The sequence below is a fragment of the Siphonobacter sp. SORGH_AS_0500 genome, from assembly GCF_002838835.1.
In the GTDB taxonomy this organism is placed as follows: domain Bacteria; phylum Bacteroidota; class Bacteroidia; order Cytophagales; family Spirosomataceae; genus Siphonobacter.
Genome location: NZ_NHPP01000008.1, coordinates 258164 through 276122, shown reverse-complemented (window position 1 = coordinate 276122; position 17959 = coordinate 258164). Strand labels below are relative to the sequence as shown.

Here is a 17959-nt window from a genome sequence, read left to right as displayed (position 1 = left end):
TACGTATAATGCCTTTGGTTGTACCTCTCTAATCTTTGCAAATACCTGAACTGATAAATCAGGCCTATTGAACATTAAAAATAAAACCGGGACGTCCAGTTGCATAAAATATGATATTAGGATTCGGTATTTAAATATGTATAGTATTCAATAGGGCTAGAGAACTCATTAAACAGCACTATTTAATGACTAATAAATTTAGTTATTTAAAAGGTACATTTCAGCTGTATATTTTATTCACATTAAAAAAACAATAAAAAAATTTACACTTTATCTATAATAAATAGATGTTTAACTTGGGTGTAAACTCTTGTAAGAACTACTACTACTATTCCTATTATTAAAAATACTATTACTCCTATAGCCACTGTCTTAATTAATCCCGTTCGGGTGAATTCTAAAGGCAAAATAGGGTAATCTACAATTTGTAATAGTATAGGCTGCCTTTGCATAGCCATCTTAGTCATCTGTAAATTTTTGTTAGTTCTGCTAATAAGGCTTTATTAGTCTCAGCATCAACAACCCTTCTTTGCGATTCCACTCTTACTACTTGTTGCGACGGATTTGCATTCGGTGTATTATCTATGGCTACCGCTACCCCTCGTATGGAAGCATTTAAAGTATTTTTAACAGAGTCGACCTGTCTCTGCAAAATTTCTACGTTTCTTAGATCATTATTACTTTTCGTTTCTTTATAAAACAATGAAACCTGATTCATTAATTCGTCTATAAACGTTTTACAAAAAACCTGGTCATTACCTATAAATCTTGCGTAAATGATATCGCTTTTTCTATCTGGTTTATCAACAAATAAATTACTTTTTACAATGATTTTATAAATACCATTTATAACACTATCTTCTTGAATTGTTCTTTTAGATTCCTCAGCATTAAATTTAATTGCTGATATATTATTCTTTGACCATTTATCTTTTATTCCATTAATTTCAATATATCTATCGATAATTAATTTGTCACTATTTTTATACTTTGAATACAATACTTTGTCCAGTATTGATCGAGATCTAAAAAAAGTAATAATGTTATTTTCATCAAATAGAGAACCAGATGTTCCTCCAACGTCTAGTCCTAATTGAGAAGCAATCCCTGAATACCCGCCAGAAGGACCATTTCCGCCAGATACAATAAAAGAATACTCTGCCGTATAGTTACCTTTATGAGTATTGTAATAATAGACTCCTCCAGTTAATCCTATAATAGCAAACAAGGCCAAAACCTTCCATTTACTTAAGATATACCGAATCCAATGAATTATATTAATTATCAATTCATTGGTACCAATCGTTTTATTTGCCTTTATATTCTGAAGATTTTCAGACATTCTCTCAATTAGTTAAATAGAAGTAATATTAACGTCTAACAATGGCAAATATAATCGCAGCTAACGAGGCCATACTGGTACCTAATCCGATCCAGCTTTGAGCACTCATAGTTTCTTTCTTTTCTCGCTTGCGGGGAACGTACACCTGAGTACCAGGCTCAATCTCAGGATAGATTTTCCAGAACAAGAAACGACGAGTTGCTTTTACTTCACCATTGGCATGAATAACATAAGACTTACGTTTTATAGCATTCTGAGTAAAACCCCCACTATTTATAATATAGGATTTAAAACTTCTTTTGTCGAATACAACATTCTTGGGCCTTAATACTTCACCACTAACCTTTACCAGTTGACTGATCATGGGAATAACAATGATATCCCCGCTCTGCATCAACAAGTCCCACTTGCTTCTAGGGTTTTGCATGATTGTCGGAAGATCTATTCCTATGTTCTCTGCTCCTCTTTGTAGCGTTGCTGCTTTTGTATAGGCGTATGCACTGAACCCACCAGCTCTTTTCACAATATCAGATACTCTTTCGTCCTTACGGCTCAAGGTGAAGTATCCGGGATTCATTACTTCGCCCTGAATCTGCACCGATCGCTGAACTTCATACCCAGATACCGAGAAAACAGAGACAATATCGTAGGGTTCTAACTTATATTTTGAAGATTCCAGCGTTAGATTCCTATCGATAGATAAGGTTATAATTTCAGCCAGTTTCGCATCTTTCGCCTGACGGTCACTGTCTTTAATCCGGCGGGCAATTTCTACTCGTTGCGTATTTGCTCCTTCAGATAAGCCTCCTGCCATCAAAATAAGGTCTTCTACCGTCATTCCTTCGGAGAAGGGAAAGTTTCCGCCTTTACGTACGCTTCCATTAACCGTTACGTTATAAGTCTCTCTTAAATCAAAAATGGAAGGAATGGTGATAATATCCTCTCGTTTAAGCTGCAAGGTATCATATTCACCCTGAGCTGCGTTTTTAACCTGAAACTGAATAATCTGAGTTTCATTCTTTTCATTAAGACGCGTCACATACCCCCTTTCTGCAAAGGCATCCTGCTTTAATCCGTCTGCCTGTCTGATTAATTCGGAAAGCTTAAGTCCTGAAGTTAACTCGAATTGCCCCGGACGATACACAGCACCGTTAATGGTCACCCGGTTTTCAAAGCGATCTAGAATTTGATCGATGATATACTTATCTCCTTTTTGAGGAATGTATGTTTTAATATCCTGATTAACGATGTCTTTTACTTTTTTCTCTGTATCGGTAAGTTGAACGGCTTTAATGCGAGTGGTATAAGCGGAATCGGTAAGGCCCCCGCCGAAATTAATTACGTCCTGTAAAGTCTCTCCTTTTTTCACTTCATAAATGCCCGGACGTTTGATTTCACCTTCGATTGCTACTCGCACCTGATACACAGGAATGCGGATAATATCGTCGTCCTGTAAGTAGATATTGTTCTCAATATCCGCTCGTTGAAGGATATCATAAATATCCAGCACTTTGTGTACACGACCATTTCGAATGACTTCTATTTCCCGGAATGATCCGTTTTGGGTAGGTCCACCCGAAGCGTATAAAGCATTTAGAACAGTTTGAACCGAAGTCATAGGATAGGTTCCTGGCTTCTCTACTTCACCAATGATGGTTACTTGAATGGTTCTGATGTTGGTTAAACTGACATCGACGAAAGTACCGTTGCCAATGGCGTAGTTATTGGCTCTCAGCCGATCTTTAATCAGGTTTGTAGCCTGTTGAAGTCGCTTGCCACCTACGTAGACTTTTCCCATTCCGGGCAGCATCACAAAGCCTTCTGGGGTCACGGATACACGCCAGTCTACCAAGGATTTACCGTATACATTAATCTGTAACTGGTCTCCAGGACCTACGATATAATTGCTGGGGGTAGGTCTATTGGTATTAATATCAAACAGATTAGGACTGGCAAATATTTGGGACCCGTATAAAGGCAATGTCTCTTTTTCAATGGACTTAGGCTTCTCAAATTTGAATTCTTTTCTCCCTTTGACAGTATTAACAATGTCTTTGTTGTCGACATCCAGCTCTCCTTCTTTTTCTTTTAAAGCACTAATTCTGGTTTTCAGTTTAGCTACTTCCTCCTGAGGTAAGCCACGGGATAATACTACTTTTTCGAGCTGATCATCCGCGATACCTTCAGACCTGATTTGCTCTATAATAGCTCTTATCTGATCATCCGATAAAGCATCTACTTTAATCGACGATAAGTTTTCCTGATTAACTACCTGTGCATACGAATGCTGTCCATTAATGAGTATTACGATTAGGGCTAATACTAGTACATGAACAAGTAATTTAAACTTCATTGCTGGAATGATTCAGTTAAGTATGTACTTAATTTATTGATAATCAGATATAAACCTCCATACAGATTAGATCCAGAGGCAGTAGTAAGATTTTTCGGGATGAGTACTCACTCATTCTCAAAAACCTGCTGAAATGAAGAGTCATGGAAGATGAATACGGACTCCATTCGTTCTCTTCATTAAGATTAGGTTCTAAAAAATCAGAAATTTAGTAAATTATTGTGTTTCTAAAAGCATGCTACTTAAAAAGTAACCCTATCTTAAAAATACAATTCTATCACTCTGATTTTATGAAGGTTATCCTTTTAGGGAGCCAGTAACTATTCGAGTAAGAATCTGCATAAGTCGATGTTAGGTTGGTATATTATGTAATAAACGCCTACAAAGTTAACATATTACATGAAAGCGTCATAAAAACTGTTTAAGTCTATGCAAAAACTTTCGATAATGAAAAGACAAAGGAACTTTTAAACCATGGATTGTCCAAGCCTTCATATTCAATCGGTGTTGATCAATAATGTTTTTAACACTTCGATTAGATTCCCCCCCAATTCGCATATGTACCAAACATTCATCGACCCAGTAGGTAGGTAACTGATAAACTCGCATAGCTCTGAACGTCAACTCATAGTCAGCTCCTAAGCGGAAGTTCATGTCGATGTAACCAATCTTATCATATAAAGATCGACGGGCGAAAAAAGTAGGGTGCGGAGGCATTTCGCCGTACTCGAAAAAAGTCTGGTCATACGCTCTCGACTTCCAATTTCGAATTACTTTAGTCAGAGAGGTATCCATGTATTTCAGGTTGCCATAGACCGCCTCTGCCGTCGGATTCGCCTCAAATGTCTGCATCACTTTGGACAACACTCCACTGTGAGCATATACATCATCTGAGTTTAAAATACCGATCACATCGCCCGTAGCTCGCTTTAATCCCTTATTCATAGCATCCCAAATGCCCTTATCGGGTTCACTTACCAATTGAGCGATCCGGTCTCTGTAGGGGTTCAGACGAGCCAGGGTATCGTCTTTGGATGCTCCATCAATAATGATATACTCAACAGAAGGATAATCCTGCGACAAAACCGAGCGAACGGTATCTTCAATCGTGGCTGCACCGTTGTAAACAACCGTTATAATAGAAATCTTAGGCAGATCCGACATAGGTATACATGATTCACCAGCTAAAACGATAGGTGAGCGGGCTTAAATAAATTTAAGTTTGCGGGCCGCAAAGGCACACATTTGAAGAAGGATGAAACCGTGTTTGAACCGGGAAATATTGGTATCCCCGTACGTCCGCTCCCGATACCGAATGGGAACTTCCACGATCTTGAGATTTAATTTGAAAGCTCCAAAAATCAGATCAAAATCTCCGAAAGGATCAAAATCTCCGAAGAACTTGCGGTTTTCTATTAAGCGGTAATAATCCGTCCTGAAAATCACTTTCGTTCCGCACAACGTATCTTTGAACGGTCTGTCCAGTAACCAAGAAAACAGTAGGCTGAAGAATTTGTTGCCTAGCAGGTTAAGAAAACGCATGGCTTTCTTTTCCATCGGATAAACCAACCGCGAGCCATTTACAAAATCCCCTTTTCCGGAAGCAATAGCATTATAAAATTTGGGCAGATCTTCGGGCGGGACGGTTAAATCCGCATCAAGAATCATTAGGATATCGCCCGTTGCCACAGCAAAACCATTTCGAACGGCATTGCCTTTTCCTTTACCATCCTGCTGAAGAATCTTAATATCAAACTGGTCTTTGTATTGCTCGGCTATGCGTTGAATCGTTGCCCAGGTATCGTCCGTTGAGTTACCCTCTACGAAAATAATCTCCTGATGCTTACCAAATTTAGGCATTCGCAACAACGCATTTTCAATATTTCCGCTTTCGTTACGAGCAGGGATAACGATGCTCGTTGAAAAGCGGTTTTCCCACTGCTCCACTTCCTTGAGTGGCTTGGCAAAACTGTATTGATTAATGGATAAATGCCTGATAATCGGCAGTTTGGCTACGTATTTATTGAGAAACGTAGAAATCAGCGGAATATAAAAAGGACATAACATTCGCAAACTGTTCCGGTACACATCAAATCCGGCCAGATTTAGCAAATTGTCCACATCCATGCGGGAAAGCCAGTTCTGACGGGGAGTTTTTCGTTTCAACCCTAACCACTCAGAAAATTTCAGGAAAGGCTCCCAGAGGAAATTATAGTAGTTAACAATGATTTTTGTGCGATCATGGCACAGCGGTCGCAGCTGTTCAAAAAGAGCCTGAACGTCATCAATGTAACCAATCAGATTAGACAGAATAATAAGATCGTAGGTCTCATTCAAGTGGATTTCCTGGGCTGTCATTAATTCAAAACGTACGTCTGGGAACTGCTCACGAGCCACCCGAATCATGCCTTCGCTGAAGTCAATTCCCGTTTTGCGTTCGCCTCTGATCTGCCCCAGGAGCTCTCCAGTGCCACATCCGACCTCTAAAACCGACAAATCTTCGTGGGAGAAGTAATTGCAGTAATGGGTAATCTCATCCCAATAGTATTTCTTCTTACGACGGTAAGAGACCTGACTAGAGGCGATCCGTTCAAAATAATCCAGATGGACGAATTTTTCCTGATTCAAAAGCTGACCTGATTCTTGCATAGGGGTAATACTCGAATTGGCAAAAATACAACGCAACGGCTCCCCGCAATCATTGCTCCCCGGATTAATTACATTCCAACGCGAGAAATACCTCTATCTTACTTCGTAAAACATCTGATCACTTTCATCGGTTATAAACCAGACCTCTAAGCCTTTGCCTTCACATTTCCAGGATCAGCAGGGTGTATTTAGATGCAATGGTATTTCTGACGTACTAACTTTTGTACTATTGTTAAAGCTTCTTTTGATTGTGATGATACTACTATGATTGCCTGGATCAAACGCTACGGTTGGAGGATAAAGCCTTATTCCAAGGTCTCAAACGCAAGCATTTAGCATTGCATACGCGGTTGAAACGACTCCCTTGTCGCAGGATTTGTTTTTCTATATGAGTTCTGATAGGTGGCACCTTAATCGGTCTATTGATCAGTCACTATTTCTTCGACCTTCAACACAAGTAAGCCACCATATATTTAATTATCATTTGAATGAAATCAAGTTCTTCTCCTCAACAGCTTGAACTCTTTGACCTGCTCCGGGGCGTAGCTATTTTGGCTGTTTTCGGATATCACTGGCACATTCATACCGTAAACGATTACTTTCCCATCACTACTGATTTCATTTTTAATGAACCCATTACAATCCATAAACTTTATACTACTTTTTCACCCCTTGCTTTTGGGCATGTGGGCGTTCAGCTTTTTTTAGTGATTAGTGGCTTCCTTATACATTATTCCTATCTGAGAAAAGAAAAAGCATTTAATGGCAGAGATTTTTTTTCACGACGATTCTGGCGTATTTATCCTCCTTATCTTCTGATTCTATTATTTTTTGTTTTTAGAAGCTCCGATCAAATCCTGTATTACTTCAAGGACACTATTGGTAAACAAGCCTTTTTTACTCACTTGCTAATGGTTCATAATTTATCGGGAGATAGTCGAATTATTTTTGGTATTAATTCTTCCTTCTGGAGTCTTGCACTGGAAGTTCAGTTATATCTACTTTACCCTTTGTTTTTATACCTGCGAAAAAATGGTCGATTTCTACCCTGTGCTGGGTATTATTCGTTTGGCATTTAATTAGCATCTCTTTTTTAATTTACATTCAAAGCCAAAAATTAAGCGAAATTACTTTTGTAATTAATTCCTGGATTATTTGGGCCTGGGGTGCTTTAATTGCTGAAAATTATTATAATCATAAACGGACGTTTAACATATCAGATACAGGTATTTGTCTGTTTGTTGTCTTCTTTGTCGTTAGTAAGGTTTTCTTATTTCTATTCTCCTATTTATCTTTCTTAATGGCGGCTTTTATGTTCGCATTAATCATCGATCGGTTATTGTTTTCTTCTTATCAACTCAATAGGAAGAAGTACCAATGGATTGAAAAACCCATTGTTTATGTAGGGCTTTGCAGTTATAGCATTTATCTAATTCATCAGCCATTATGGGGGATTTAATTGATCTCGTCAATCAATTAACCATCCATTCGTATTTAAAAACACCCCTTACCCTGATTATACCTTTTCTAATCACCTTTGCAATTTCTTACGTGTTATATCTCTTCATTGAACTTAAATCAATTCAGATTGGACATTACGTAAGCTCAAGAATGAAGAATAAATAAAAAGGGGCTAATCCAAAATTGGATTGCCCCTTTTTATTTATTGAATAGCTTCTACTATAAATCAGCAAAAGCTCCTTTGCTTTCTGCACGTTTACGCTCGTTTTCGTCGAGGTAAATTTTACGCATACGCATCGATTTTGGAGTAATCTCCAGGTATTCATCTTTCTGGATGTATTCCATTGAATCTTCCAGTGAGAAGTTAACCTTAGGAATGATCCGAACGCTGTCGTCAGAACCTGACGCACGCATGTTCGTTAATTTCTTGGCTTCCTGTAAGTTTACTACGATGTCGTTGTTACGGTTGTGCTCACCTACTACCATACCTTCGTAGATTTCCTCGCCCGCATCGATGAAGAAGCGACCGCGATCCTGAAGTTTATCGATGGTGTAAGCCGTAGCCGTTCCCGTTCCTTTTGAAATGATTGAACCGTTAATACGACCAGCAATGGGGCCTTTGAAAGGTTCGTACGACTTAAAGCGGTGCGTCATTACAGCTTCACCGAAAGTAGCTGTTAACACATCCGAACGCAGACCAATCAGACCACGTGAAGGAATGTTGAATTCCAGGTGTTGCACGTCACCTTTAGGTTCCATAATCATCAACTCACCCTTACGTTGAGTTGCTAATTCGATTACTTTACCAGCCGTTTCTTCAGGAACGTCTACTACCATTAACTCGATAGGCTCGTGACGAACGCCATCGATGTCTTTGTATAATACCTGGGGCTGACCTACCTGCAATTCATAACCTTCCCGACGCATCGTTTCAATCAGAACTGACAAGTGAAGGATTCCACGACCAAATACTAAGAAACGGTCTTCGCTATCGGTTGGTTGTACGCGTAAGGCCAGGTTTTTCTCGATCTCTTTGTACAGACGATCGCGTAAGTGACGAGACGTTACGAATTTACCTTCTTTACCGAAGAAAGGTGAGTTATTAATCGTGAAAAGCATACTCATCGTAGGCTCATCTACCGCGATACGATCCAGCGGCTGAGGATTGTCGTAATCAGTAACGGTATCACCAATTTCGAAATCTTCCAGACCTGTAATGGCACAGATATCACCGGCACCTACTTCTGCTACTTTCGCACGGCCTAAACCTTCGAATACCTGAAGTTCTTTGATACGAACGCGTTTCACGCTTCCGTCTGCTTTACAAAGACCCATCGAAGCACCTTCTTTCAGCGTTCCCTGGAAAACACGACCGATGGCAATACGACCCGTGAATTGCGAGAAATCTAAAGAAGTAACCTGCATCTGAGGAATACCTTCGGGTTGAGGAGCAGGAGGAACGCTTTCGATGATCGCGTCTAACAGAGGACTGATGTCTTCCGTTTTATTGCGATAATCAGTGCTCATCCAGCCACCTTTACCTGAACCAAACAGGGTTGGGAAGTCTAATTGATCTTCCGTAGCACCCAGGTTGAACATCAGGTCAAATACGTTTTCCTGAACTTCTTCAGGACGGCAGTTTTCTTTATCTACCTTGTTCACAACCACAATTACCTTTAAGCCTAAAGAGATGGCTTTCGATAATACGAAACGGGTCTGAGGCATGGGACCTTCGAAAGCATCGACGAGCAAACATACGCCGTCGGCCATTTTCAGTACGCGTTCTACCTCACCCCCGAAGTCGGCGTGACCTGGAGTATCGATGATGTTGATTTTAACGTCTTTGTAACGAACTGATACGTTCTTTGAAAGAATCGTAATTCCGCGTTCGCGTTCCAGATCGTTGTTGTCGAGAATCAGGTCGTTGAATTCCTGGTTTTCCCGGAAAAGTTTGCTGTAGTGGATGATTTTATCCACCAATGTGGTTTTGCCGTGGTCAACGTGGGCAATAATGGCAATGTTACGGATGCTTTGCATCGGAGAAGAAAGTTTTCTGATGTCGTTGTTTCAATTATCCGCAGCGTGTACCATCGGTGCCATGCACCACCTGCCATTCCATTCTATGAATCACAGATCTTTAAGTTTACGGATAACCGTCAATGAAAATGCCCGCAAAATTAGAAATTTTCCGGCTTTAAATCACTATCTTCCTGAATAATAATTTATTAGAGAAAGTTCCCTGCCCTAAAATATTACTCCTTAAGTTCTATACAAACCTTTTTGAATCAAATTTTGTATGACTATTATATCCTTCATCTTATTTCCATCTCCATGAATTTTACCCCTTTAAAATATCGGTTTGTAGCCGCTAATGAACAAGCCGCTCAGCGTTATACCCTTGTCCTGCTGCATGGTACGGGTGGCGATGAGAATGATCTCATTCATCTGGCGGAAGAGTTAACCGAAGGTCAAACCAACCTGCTGGGATTTCGCGGTAACGTTCTCGAAAACGGGTATACAACCCGCTTTTTCCGCCGCATGGGAACGGGCATTTTTGATCACGCCGACCTTCATTTCCGAACGGAAGAGCTGGTAAGCAGTTTGCAGGACATTGCTGGCAAACTGGGTTTTGATCAAAGTAAGTTAATCGCTCTGGGTTATTCCAATGGTGCTAACATTGGCGGGGCTATTCTTCAGAAGTACCCTACCTTACTAAGCGGAGCCGCTTTCTGGCGGCCTATGTTACCCTTGCCCGAAGAAAAACCACTGGAATCTAATAAAGCTCCGGTATTATTAACTTCCGGCAGTTCGGACCCTTATTACCAGCCCAAAGCCATGAAAGATTACGAACATCTGCTGGAAACGGCAGGTTTTCAGGTACAGCATGAGCTCATTCCAAGCAGTCATAACTTAACGCAGAAGGACTTGCAGTTAACGAAAGAATGGCTTAAAAAGCATTTTGACATTTAACAAAACAAGCGACGAAGTTTAGTCGCCTTTTTTGTTCCACCCGCAGTCCCCGCAGTCGCTTGGCTCTAGCCGAGTGACTACCTAGCTGTAGGCCTCTGGCCGGTAGGATGCGAACCCATAACGGGCCAGAGAACACCTTTCCCCAACAGAAATAGGCTTGTAAACATCGGTCAGAGGCCTACCAGTTTATAGCATCACTCGGCTCTAGCCGAGCGACTGCGGAGGGTAGATGTATTTTTCTATAATGTAGAGACGCGACTTTATGGCGTATGGGTAAAAGGCGGTTTTCGGTGCCTTTGTGGGATTATAAATCCCTTACATATCGCTTTCGAATTGCAAATCCTAAAGAGCAATAATAAGCTTCTTCGTTCTCTAATAACCGTTAGGAATTAGCAAAAGAACCCTTCTGAAATGAGAAGAGCGACCCAGTTGGGTCACTCTTCTCGTTAATTCACAAACTTTACACCGCCGTAATTAGAGACAATCCGTACGTTACTCCCTCCTTTGCCCACTTTGCCTCTGTAGACTTTGGTGCTTTTAGGTACGTATCGCTGGCGGGTATCGTCGGTTCCGTCGTCCTTGACTTCAAAATTGATTGGTAAGGCGTTGGGATACCCAAAATTGGCGTAGGTTACCGTTACGTCGAAGTCCATATCCTGATTGTCACGGACGGGTAGACGAACGGTGGTATAATTACAACGAACGTCCAGATTCTTCACCGAATTCGTCAAAACGGGTAGCTGAAGATTATCAGAATAGTTAATATTCAACCGTCCCTGCTCTTTCAATTTACCAATTTTTCCCTTTGAATACTGAATCGTTGCATCCAGATCGGAGACTTCTTCCAGCATCAGCGAACCATAGTTAATAACCAATCGCAAACGATCTGCTTTGTCCAGTTCCAGTTTCGAATATTGAATTCTCAAATTGCCTTCATTCAACTGACGAATCACAGCTTTTCCATAATCCACCCGAATCTCATTATCGGTATTCATTAACCGATCTGCCACAAAATCACCGTACTGGGTATTAGCCCGTAAAGGAGCTGAAAAATCCGCCAGAGTAGCATTGGCAAAACGGCTTTGTAGATCCAGTGGCATGTACTTGGGCATATACACTACATAGCTGATTTTCACGCCCCGCGTCTTGCCATCGCTTTCGTTCGAACGTCCCCAGTTTCGCCAGTTCCAGTTATCACTTTTAGGTTCGTTATACCGGGTTTCCAGACGAATCTGGTTACTCGTGCGGGCTTCGTCAATGCCAATGGCTTCGATAAACCGTTGAGCTTCTTCGTCATCTTTACCATAACCAATGATGACAATCTCAGCCCGGACTTCGTTTTTATCCCAGATATTAATCTTTGTTTCGCCGTGCTGATTCGAAACAAACAGGCGATCCCGCTGCGATACGCTGAAAGATTTAACGATACTGCGTTTACGTTCCGAAAGAGTTCCGGTCTGGTCAAAAGCCAGCAGGGGCAGTACCCAAAACAAGGCCAGGCCCACTCCGCTAAATAGTCTTCTCATGGCTAGGTTTGGATATTTTTTGAATGATTTGTAATTGACGATTCAGGATATCAAGCTGCATTTGTAAATTTTGGATCATAGCTTCTACGATTTCTTCCTGATTAGGGGTCTGGGATAATTCCGAACGCAAATTCTGATAATCAACTTCTAACCGTTGAATTTCACCCGCAAATTCTTTGTACAACTGAGGATTCGACCCTTCAATGGACTTAATTTCAGCCCGTTTGGTTTCGATCAGAGAAGCATAACGAAAGGCCATTTTACCTTCTTCTGGACTAACTTCTGCAATAATTGGGTCAGTATGGCTAGGTTTGATCGCATAGTGACCCGCGAAAATCCCAACCCCAGCAAGAAGATGATGCCCGCTGCGATGCCCCAGTTCTTGCCGGTAAATGCCTTACTCCAAATTGATTTTTGTTTTCCCAGTGGAATGATTTTCGTTTCCTCCTCCGCTGGAATTATGACTTCGGGTAGTCGCCGCTCAATCTCGGCCCACAGGCCCAGCGGCGGCTCGAAAGAATCAAAGTCCTCCCGATTATCCCGAATAAAACGTTCAATACGATCTTTTTTCATGGGTATTAATGGCTCTTGATTACTAACAATTTATCTTGAAATAATAACTGGACAAGCATCCAGCTTATTCCGTTAATAACTCTACTAATTTGCGTTTGGCCCGCATATACTGTGTCCGCGAGGTTGATTCCGAGATATTCAATATGTTGGCAATCTCTTCGTGGTCATACCCTTCCAGCAGGTATAAACTCAGAACCGTTCTGAAACCATCGGGTAATTGCTGAATGCCCAAACGTACGCGTTCTATCTCCCAATCGGTTTCCTCCTGCGGAATACTTACTTCTTCGCCCACCGAGTCGGCTTCTTCCACATCAACCCATTCCAGCTTACGTTGGCGTAGCTGATTGATGGCTCGGTTAACGACGATCTGTTTCAGCCAGGCCCCGAAGGTGCTGGTTTGCCGGAAGTCATGAATTTTCTGGAACGCGTCCAGAAAGGCTTCCTGCAAGACATCTTCGGCCTCGCCCATGTGATTCAGGATTCGCATGCACACGTTGAACATCGACTTCGAGTACAGCCGATACAGCTCGTACTGAGCCTTACGGTCACCCCGTTTACAGGCTTCAACAAGTGAATAATGCCGATCTATGTACAAAGTCTGCTCCAAATGATTTCAAAAAGACAGGTAGGTTCCGGGTTTATAGAAATTGATTCAATTACCCCTCTATCCTATCATTTCTCTCTTCTTCAGCCCTTTACACAAAATGATTTGCTCTGCTTTATTGAATCAATTTCGAGGGAAAGACAAGCTCTTCTTCTGAAATGTTGCATGTAACTTTTATAATTTTTCCATTTTCACAGATGGACTATCGTACTTTTAACCAGCACAGTTAATTCGAGTCAAATCGTACCTATACCTAACAAACTGGTAACCAGTGTATTTACATATATTCTTTTGCTGCTTAAAGAATATATACTTCTTTAAAATTTTTAGCTTAAAAATTGGCCTTGACTATTTTGATATGAAACCAGCCACCTATTGGATTGAGAAATACCAGATGCAAGCACACCCCGAAGGGGGTTATTTTGCAGAAACGTACCGTTCGACGGAAACCATTGCCCAAAGTGCCTTGCCCGGTCGTTTTACGGGCGACCGTCATTTAAGTACAGCCATTTATTTTTTACTAGAAAGTCATCATTTCTCCGCTCTGCACCGCATTCAGTCCGATGAAGTCTGGCACTTTTACGCGGGTGATCCACTGGAAGTTTTCGTATTTGATACCGATGGTCATCTGGAAATCATTCGTCTCGGTTCGGATCCTGACAAAGGCGAAGTGTTTCAGGCCGTTGTTCCGGCGGGGTATTGGTTTGCTTCACGTCCGGCGGCAGGAACGACGTATGCACTGGTAGGCTGTACAGTCGCTCCCGGGTTCGACTTTGCCGATTTTGAGTTATCCACTCATCAAACCGTTATTTCGACGAATCCTGCGTATCAAACACTCATTCAAGAACTTACGCATTCATAATCGGGACTATGCCCATTGTAACCAAACTGAATCACCCCTTCATTTATCTTCTCCGCTGGCTAGGGTTAAGTGCTCTCGTTGGAACACTAGTGGGTTCAGCTTCTGCCTTTTTTCTGGTTTCGCTCGATGCCATAACGCAGTATCGGGAAAGTCATTTATGGATCATTGCTTTACTACCACTGGGTGGTTTTCTCGTCGGGGCCATTTATCATTACTGGGGAGAAAGCGTCGTGAAGGGTAATAACCAGCTCATTGAAGAATGGCAGAATCCCACGAAAATCATTCCCTTTAAAATGGCTCCACTGGTGTTAATAACCACCTTGTTGACCCATGTATTTGGCGGATCGGCAGGGCGGGAAGGTACGGCTGTACAGATGGGAGGGGCCATTGCCGATCAGTTCACCAAACTTTTTAAGTTATCGAACATTGATCGAAAAACGCTGTTAGTGACGGGTATTAGTGCAGGTTTCGCCTCCGTTTTTGGCACTCCGCTGGCCGGCACCGTCTTTGCTCTGGAAGTTTTCATCATTGGACAATTAGGTTACGAAGCTCTCATTCCCAGTTTATTAGCTGCCTTATTTGCCGATCAAACCTGCCATTGGTGGGGCGTTGGGCATACGCATTATGCCATTAATCTGGTTCCGGCTTTTAGTGTCAGCTTATTTATAAAGATTGCCTTAGCCAGCATGGCCTTTGGGCTGATTAGCAGGCTTTTCGCGGAGTTAACCCATTTCTGGGCCAGACAAGTAAAAACCTACATTAGCTTCCCTCCTTTTCGTCCCATGCTTGGCGGCATTTTTATCGCTTTAGCCATCTGGCTTTCGGGTACAACGAAATACATCGGACTTGGCATCCCTACCATCGTGTCTTCCTTTCATGATCCTCTGCCCTGGTACGACTGGATTATGAAAACGCTTTCCACGACGTTTACGCTGGGCGTTGGCTTTAAGGGTGGCGAAGTAACGCCCCTATTTTTTATTGGAGCAACGTTTGGGAATGCTGCCGCTCAGCTTCTTCAGTTACCTGTGGGGTTAATGGCCGGAATTGGTTTTGTAGCTGTTTTCGCTGGAGCATCTAATACCCCGCTAGCCAGCACGATCATGGGTATTGAGCTTTTCGGAACAGAGAGTGCCCCTTACCTGGCTCTCGCCTGTTTCATTACTTATCTTTTTTCGGGTAACGCCGGGATTTATCGCTCGCAGAAAATCGGGAGTGGGAAGTTTTAGTTATTAGCTTTAAGTAAACTTTCGGGAAGTTAGTACATCCTGAAAAAACCGTAAACTATTTACTTTTGCGTGATTACCTGAACCGCATAACGCTGATGAATTGCTATGAAATACCTTTTCTTATTGCTCTTATTAGGTTTTGCGGCCCGTACGAATGCTCAGAATATGCTTCAGCAACTTTTTGATTCTCACGAAACTTTTAAAGAAAAAGCCTTAACCGAACGCCGGTTTACCCATAAAGACATCATCCCTTTGCTGAATGCGGCGAAAGCTAGCTTTGAAGTAAAACAGGTAGGTACTTCCACCGAAGGCCGTAGTCTGCATATGGTTAAGATCGGCACGGGACCAACGAATGTGTTACTTTGGTCACAAATGCACGGAGATGAGGCTACAGCCACCATGGCCATTTTTGATCTTTTCCGTTTTTTCTCTGCCTCTAACGATGCTTTCGACGATTTACGTAAAGAAATTCTGGAGAAAACGACCTTATACTTCGTGCCCATGCTGAATCCTGACGGAGCGGAAGCCTGGACCAGGAGAACCGCTTTAGGGATAGACATGAATCGTGATGCCTTGCGTTTACAAACCCCAGAAGGCCAGTTACTCAAGTCGCTTCAGCAAAGCATTCAGCCGACGTTTGCCTTTAATCTGCACGATCAGGAACCCCGGTATTCGGCGGGTAAGACGAAAAATCTGGCTACGATTTCTTTTCTGGCTACGGCCTATAACGAAGCTCGGGAAGTCAATGACGTACGGAAACGTTCCATGCAGTTAATCGTTTCGCTGAACCGAAATTTACAGCAGTTCATTCCTAATCAGGTTGGACGTTTTTCGGACGAATTTGAACCTCGTGCTTTCGGAGATAATATTCAGAAATGGGGTAGTTCACTCGTTTTAATCGAGTCGGGTGGTTATACGAATGATCCTGAAAAACAGAAAATTCGCCGACTGAACTATGTAGCATTATTAAGTGGTTTGCACACCATCGCTTCTGAAAGTTATGCCAAAGAAGCCATTGAAGACTACGAAACCATTCCTGAAAACGGACGTTCGCTGTTTGACCTGATCATTCGAAACGTGACGGTTATTAAAAACAATAAACCCATTCTAATGGATATTGCTATTAATCGTCGGGAACTAGCGGTTTTTAATCGGCCTGAAAAATGGTACGTTCGCGGAACGGTGGAAGAACTCGGCGACTGCTCCGTTTTCTTCGGTACCCAAGAAATCGACGCGACGGGTTTACGCCTGGAAACGGACGTAAAAATGGGCAGTAAAGCCGATTTTATTCTAAAATCAGCCAAAGGAGTCGTTACCTATAAAATTGAAAATGGATGGGTTAAATAGGGGCTGAATTTGGTCGTTCGCCACTGGCACCTCTATTTTGCAGTATTCCGTATAAAGCCAACCGCTGTTTATGTTTCAAAGTGCAGATCAATATCAATTTCTGGAAAGTGTATTACTCGAAACGCTGGGCTTTCAGCCCGAAGTTCGGGAGTTCCAGTTCATCTATGGCGGTAATTTCAACCTCGCGGCCAAAGTACTAACGGCTGAAGGTTCTTTTTTTATTAAATGGAATCAGGGCGATCATGAAGGCATGTTCGAAAGCGAAGCCCGGAGTCTGAATCGCCTGCGGCAAACGGATGTCCTGACCATTCCCGCCGTGCACGGATACGGTCAGCGAAGTGATGGTTCTTACCTGATGATGGATTTTCTGGAATCGAGTCCGCAACTTTCGAACTACTGGATGGACTTTGGCCAGAAGCTGGCTCAGCTTCATCGGGTAACTACTGAAAAGCACGGGCTGGAATTCAATAATTACATCGGAGCTCTGCCTCAGCAAAATGAGTGGATGGATTCGGGAATTGACTTTTTCGTAGAAAACCGACTGAAAGTACAAGCCGGGCGGGCCTTATATGAAGGTAAGCTTTCGAATAAGTTATACGATCAGTTTCTGAAGTTTTGTGAGAAGTTACCCAATCTTATTCCCAACGAAAAGCCAGCTTTATTACACGGCGATCTCTGGAGTGGTAACGTCATGACGGGTGCCGATGGAGCTGTAGCCCTGGTTGATCCAGCTACCTACTTTGGATTGAGGGAAGCTGAAATTGCCTTTACCACCATGTTTGGCGGTTTTGATACCAGTTTCTACACGAGTTATTACGAAGCCTTTCCGGTTGAACCCGGCTTTAACGACCGTATTCCTTTGTATAATTTATATCCTCTACTTGTTCATGTAAACCTCTTTGCCGGAGGTTACTTAACAGCCGTTGAACGGATTTTGCGAAAGTATTAAGAGCCATTTTTTCCACTGGCAGCAACAACCCAATGGACAAGCTATTGCTGCCAGCCTTTTAGCTGGCAGCGGTACTCTCTATTACGGCTGGTCAAAT

General features: G+C 42.1%; 15 protein-coding genes. 6 read left to right on the top strand and 9 right to left on the bottom strand.

Annotation, left to right across the window (positions count from 1 at the left end):
- Positions 1 to 463: 463 nt before the first annotated feature.
- The 4 genes from BWI96_RS12055 to BWI96_RS12040 all read right to left on the bottom strand — a co-directional run bounded on the left by BWI96_RS12055 (position 464) and on the right by BWI96_RS12040 (position 6344).
- Entirely contained in the window at positions 464 to 1342 is an 879-nt protein-coding gene (locus tag BWI96_RS12055) for a hypothetical protein (RefSeq protein WP_106636878.1), read from the bottom strand.
- Positions 1343 to 1370: 28 nt separating this feature from the next.
- Positions 1371 to 3695 (bottom strand): SLBB domain-containing protein, encoded by a 2325-nt coding sequence (locus BWI96_RS12050; RefSeq protein WP_106636877.1) that lies wholly within the window; start codon positions 3693 to 3695, stop codon positions 1371 to 1373.
- A 408-nt stretch (positions 3696 to 4103) separates the two neighbouring features.
- Positions 4104 to 4859, bottom strand: a complete 756-nt coding sequence (locus BWI96_RS12045; protein WP_106636876.1) for a glycosyltransferase family 2 protein — start codon at positions 4857 to 4859, stop codon at positions 4104 to 4106.
- 42 nt (positions 4860 to 4901) lie between these two features.
- Positions 4902 to 6344, bottom strand: coding sequence for a glycosyltransferase (locus BWI96_RS12040; protein WP_106636875.1), 1443 nt, complete (start codon positions 6342 to 6344; stop codon positions 4902 to 4904).
- Between the two features lie 488 nt (positions 6345 to 6832).
- Here BWI96_RS12040 and BWI96_RS12035 point away from each other — a divergent pair, with 488 nt between their 5' ends.
- Positions 6833 to 7423, top strand: a complete 591-nt coding sequence (locus BWI96_RS12035; RefSeq protein ID WP_106636874.1) for an acyltransferase — start codon at positions 6833 to 6835, stop codon at positions 7421 to 7423.
- A 601-nt stretch (positions 7424 to 8024) separates the two neighbouring features.
- Here the strand turns inward: BWI96_RS12035 and typA are convergent.
- Positions 8025 to 9842, bottom strand: coding sequence for a translational GTPase TypA (typA, locus tag BWI96_RS12030; RefSeq protein ID WP_106636873.1), 1818 nt, complete (start codon positions 9840 to 9842; stop codon positions 8025 to 8027).
- A gap of 294 nt (positions 9843 to 10136) precedes the next feature.
- Between typA and BWI96_RS12025 the strand changes: the two genes are divergently transcribed.
- A complete protein-coding gene (locus BWI96_RS12025) occupies positions 10137 to 10775 on the top strand; it encodes an alpha/beta hydrolase (RefSeq protein WP_157830336.1) in 639 nt (212 codons plus the stop codon).
- Between the two features lie 446 nt (positions 10776 to 11221).
- Here BWI96_RS12025 and BWI96_RS12020 read toward each other — a convergent pair whose 3' ends face one another.
- From BWI96_RS12020 to BWI96_RS12005, 4 genes are all read right to left on the bottom strand, one after another.
- Positions 11222 to 12301 carry a hypothetical protein gene (locus BWI96_RS12020; protein ID WP_157830335.1) on the bottom strand — a complete coding sequence of 360 codons (1080 nt, stop codon included), beginning with the start codon at positions 12299 to 12301 and terminating at the stop codon, positions 11222 to 11224.
- A complete protein-coding gene (locus BWI96_RS12015; RefSeq protein WP_106636870.1) occupies positions 12285 to 12560 on the bottom strand; it encodes a hypothetical protein in 276 nt (91 codons plus the stop codon). The genes BWI96_RS12020 and BWI96_RS12015 overlap by 17 nt, the downstream gene beginning before the upstream one ends.
- Positions 12536 to 12874: a hypothetical protein gene (locus BWI96_RS12010; protein WP_106636869.1), complete on the bottom strand. Its 339-nt coding sequence runs from the start codon at positions 12872 to 12874 to the stop codon at positions 12536 to 12538. Before BWI96_RS12010 ends, BWI96_RS12015 begins: the two co-directional genes overlap by 25 nt.
- A 64-nt stretch (positions 12875 to 12938) precedes the next feature.
- Positions 12939 to 13481: an RNA polymerase sigma factor gene (locus tag BWI96_RS12005; protein WP_106636868.1), complete on the bottom strand. Its 543-nt coding sequence runs from the start codon at positions 13479 to 13481 to the stop codon at positions 12939 to 12941.
- 355 nt (positions 13482 to 13836) lie between these two features.
- On the opposite strand from BWI96_RS12005, the gene BWI96_RS12000 reads away from it, so the two are divergent.
- From BWI96_RS12000 to BWI96_RS11985, 4 genes are all read left to right on the top strand, one after another.
- Positions 13837 to 14340 (top strand): cupin domain-containing protein, encoded by a 504-nt coding sequence (locus BWI96_RS12000; RefSeq protein WP_106636867.1) that lies wholly within the window; start codon positions 13837 to 13839, stop codon positions 14338 to 14340.
- Between the two features lie 8 nt (positions 14341 to 14348).
- Entirely contained in the window at positions 14349 to 15566 is a 1218-nt protein-coding gene (locus BWI96_RS11995) for a voltage-gated chloride channel family protein (protein WP_106636866.1), read from the top strand.
- 105 nt (positions 15567 to 15671) lie between these two features.
- A complete protein-coding gene (locus BWI96_RS11990; protein WP_106636865.1) occupies positions 15672 to 16913 on the top strand; it encodes a M14 family zinc carboxypeptidase in 1242 nt (413 codons plus the stop codon).
- A 70-nt stretch (positions 16914 to 16983) separates the two neighbouring features.
- On the top strand, positions 16984 to 17862 hold the full coding sequence (locus BWI96_RS11985; RefSeq protein WP_106636864.1) for a fructosamine kinase family protein: 879 nt from the start codon (positions 16984 to 16986) through the stop codon (positions 17860 to 17862).
- The last annotated feature ends 97 nt before the right edge of the window (positions 17863 to 17959 follow it).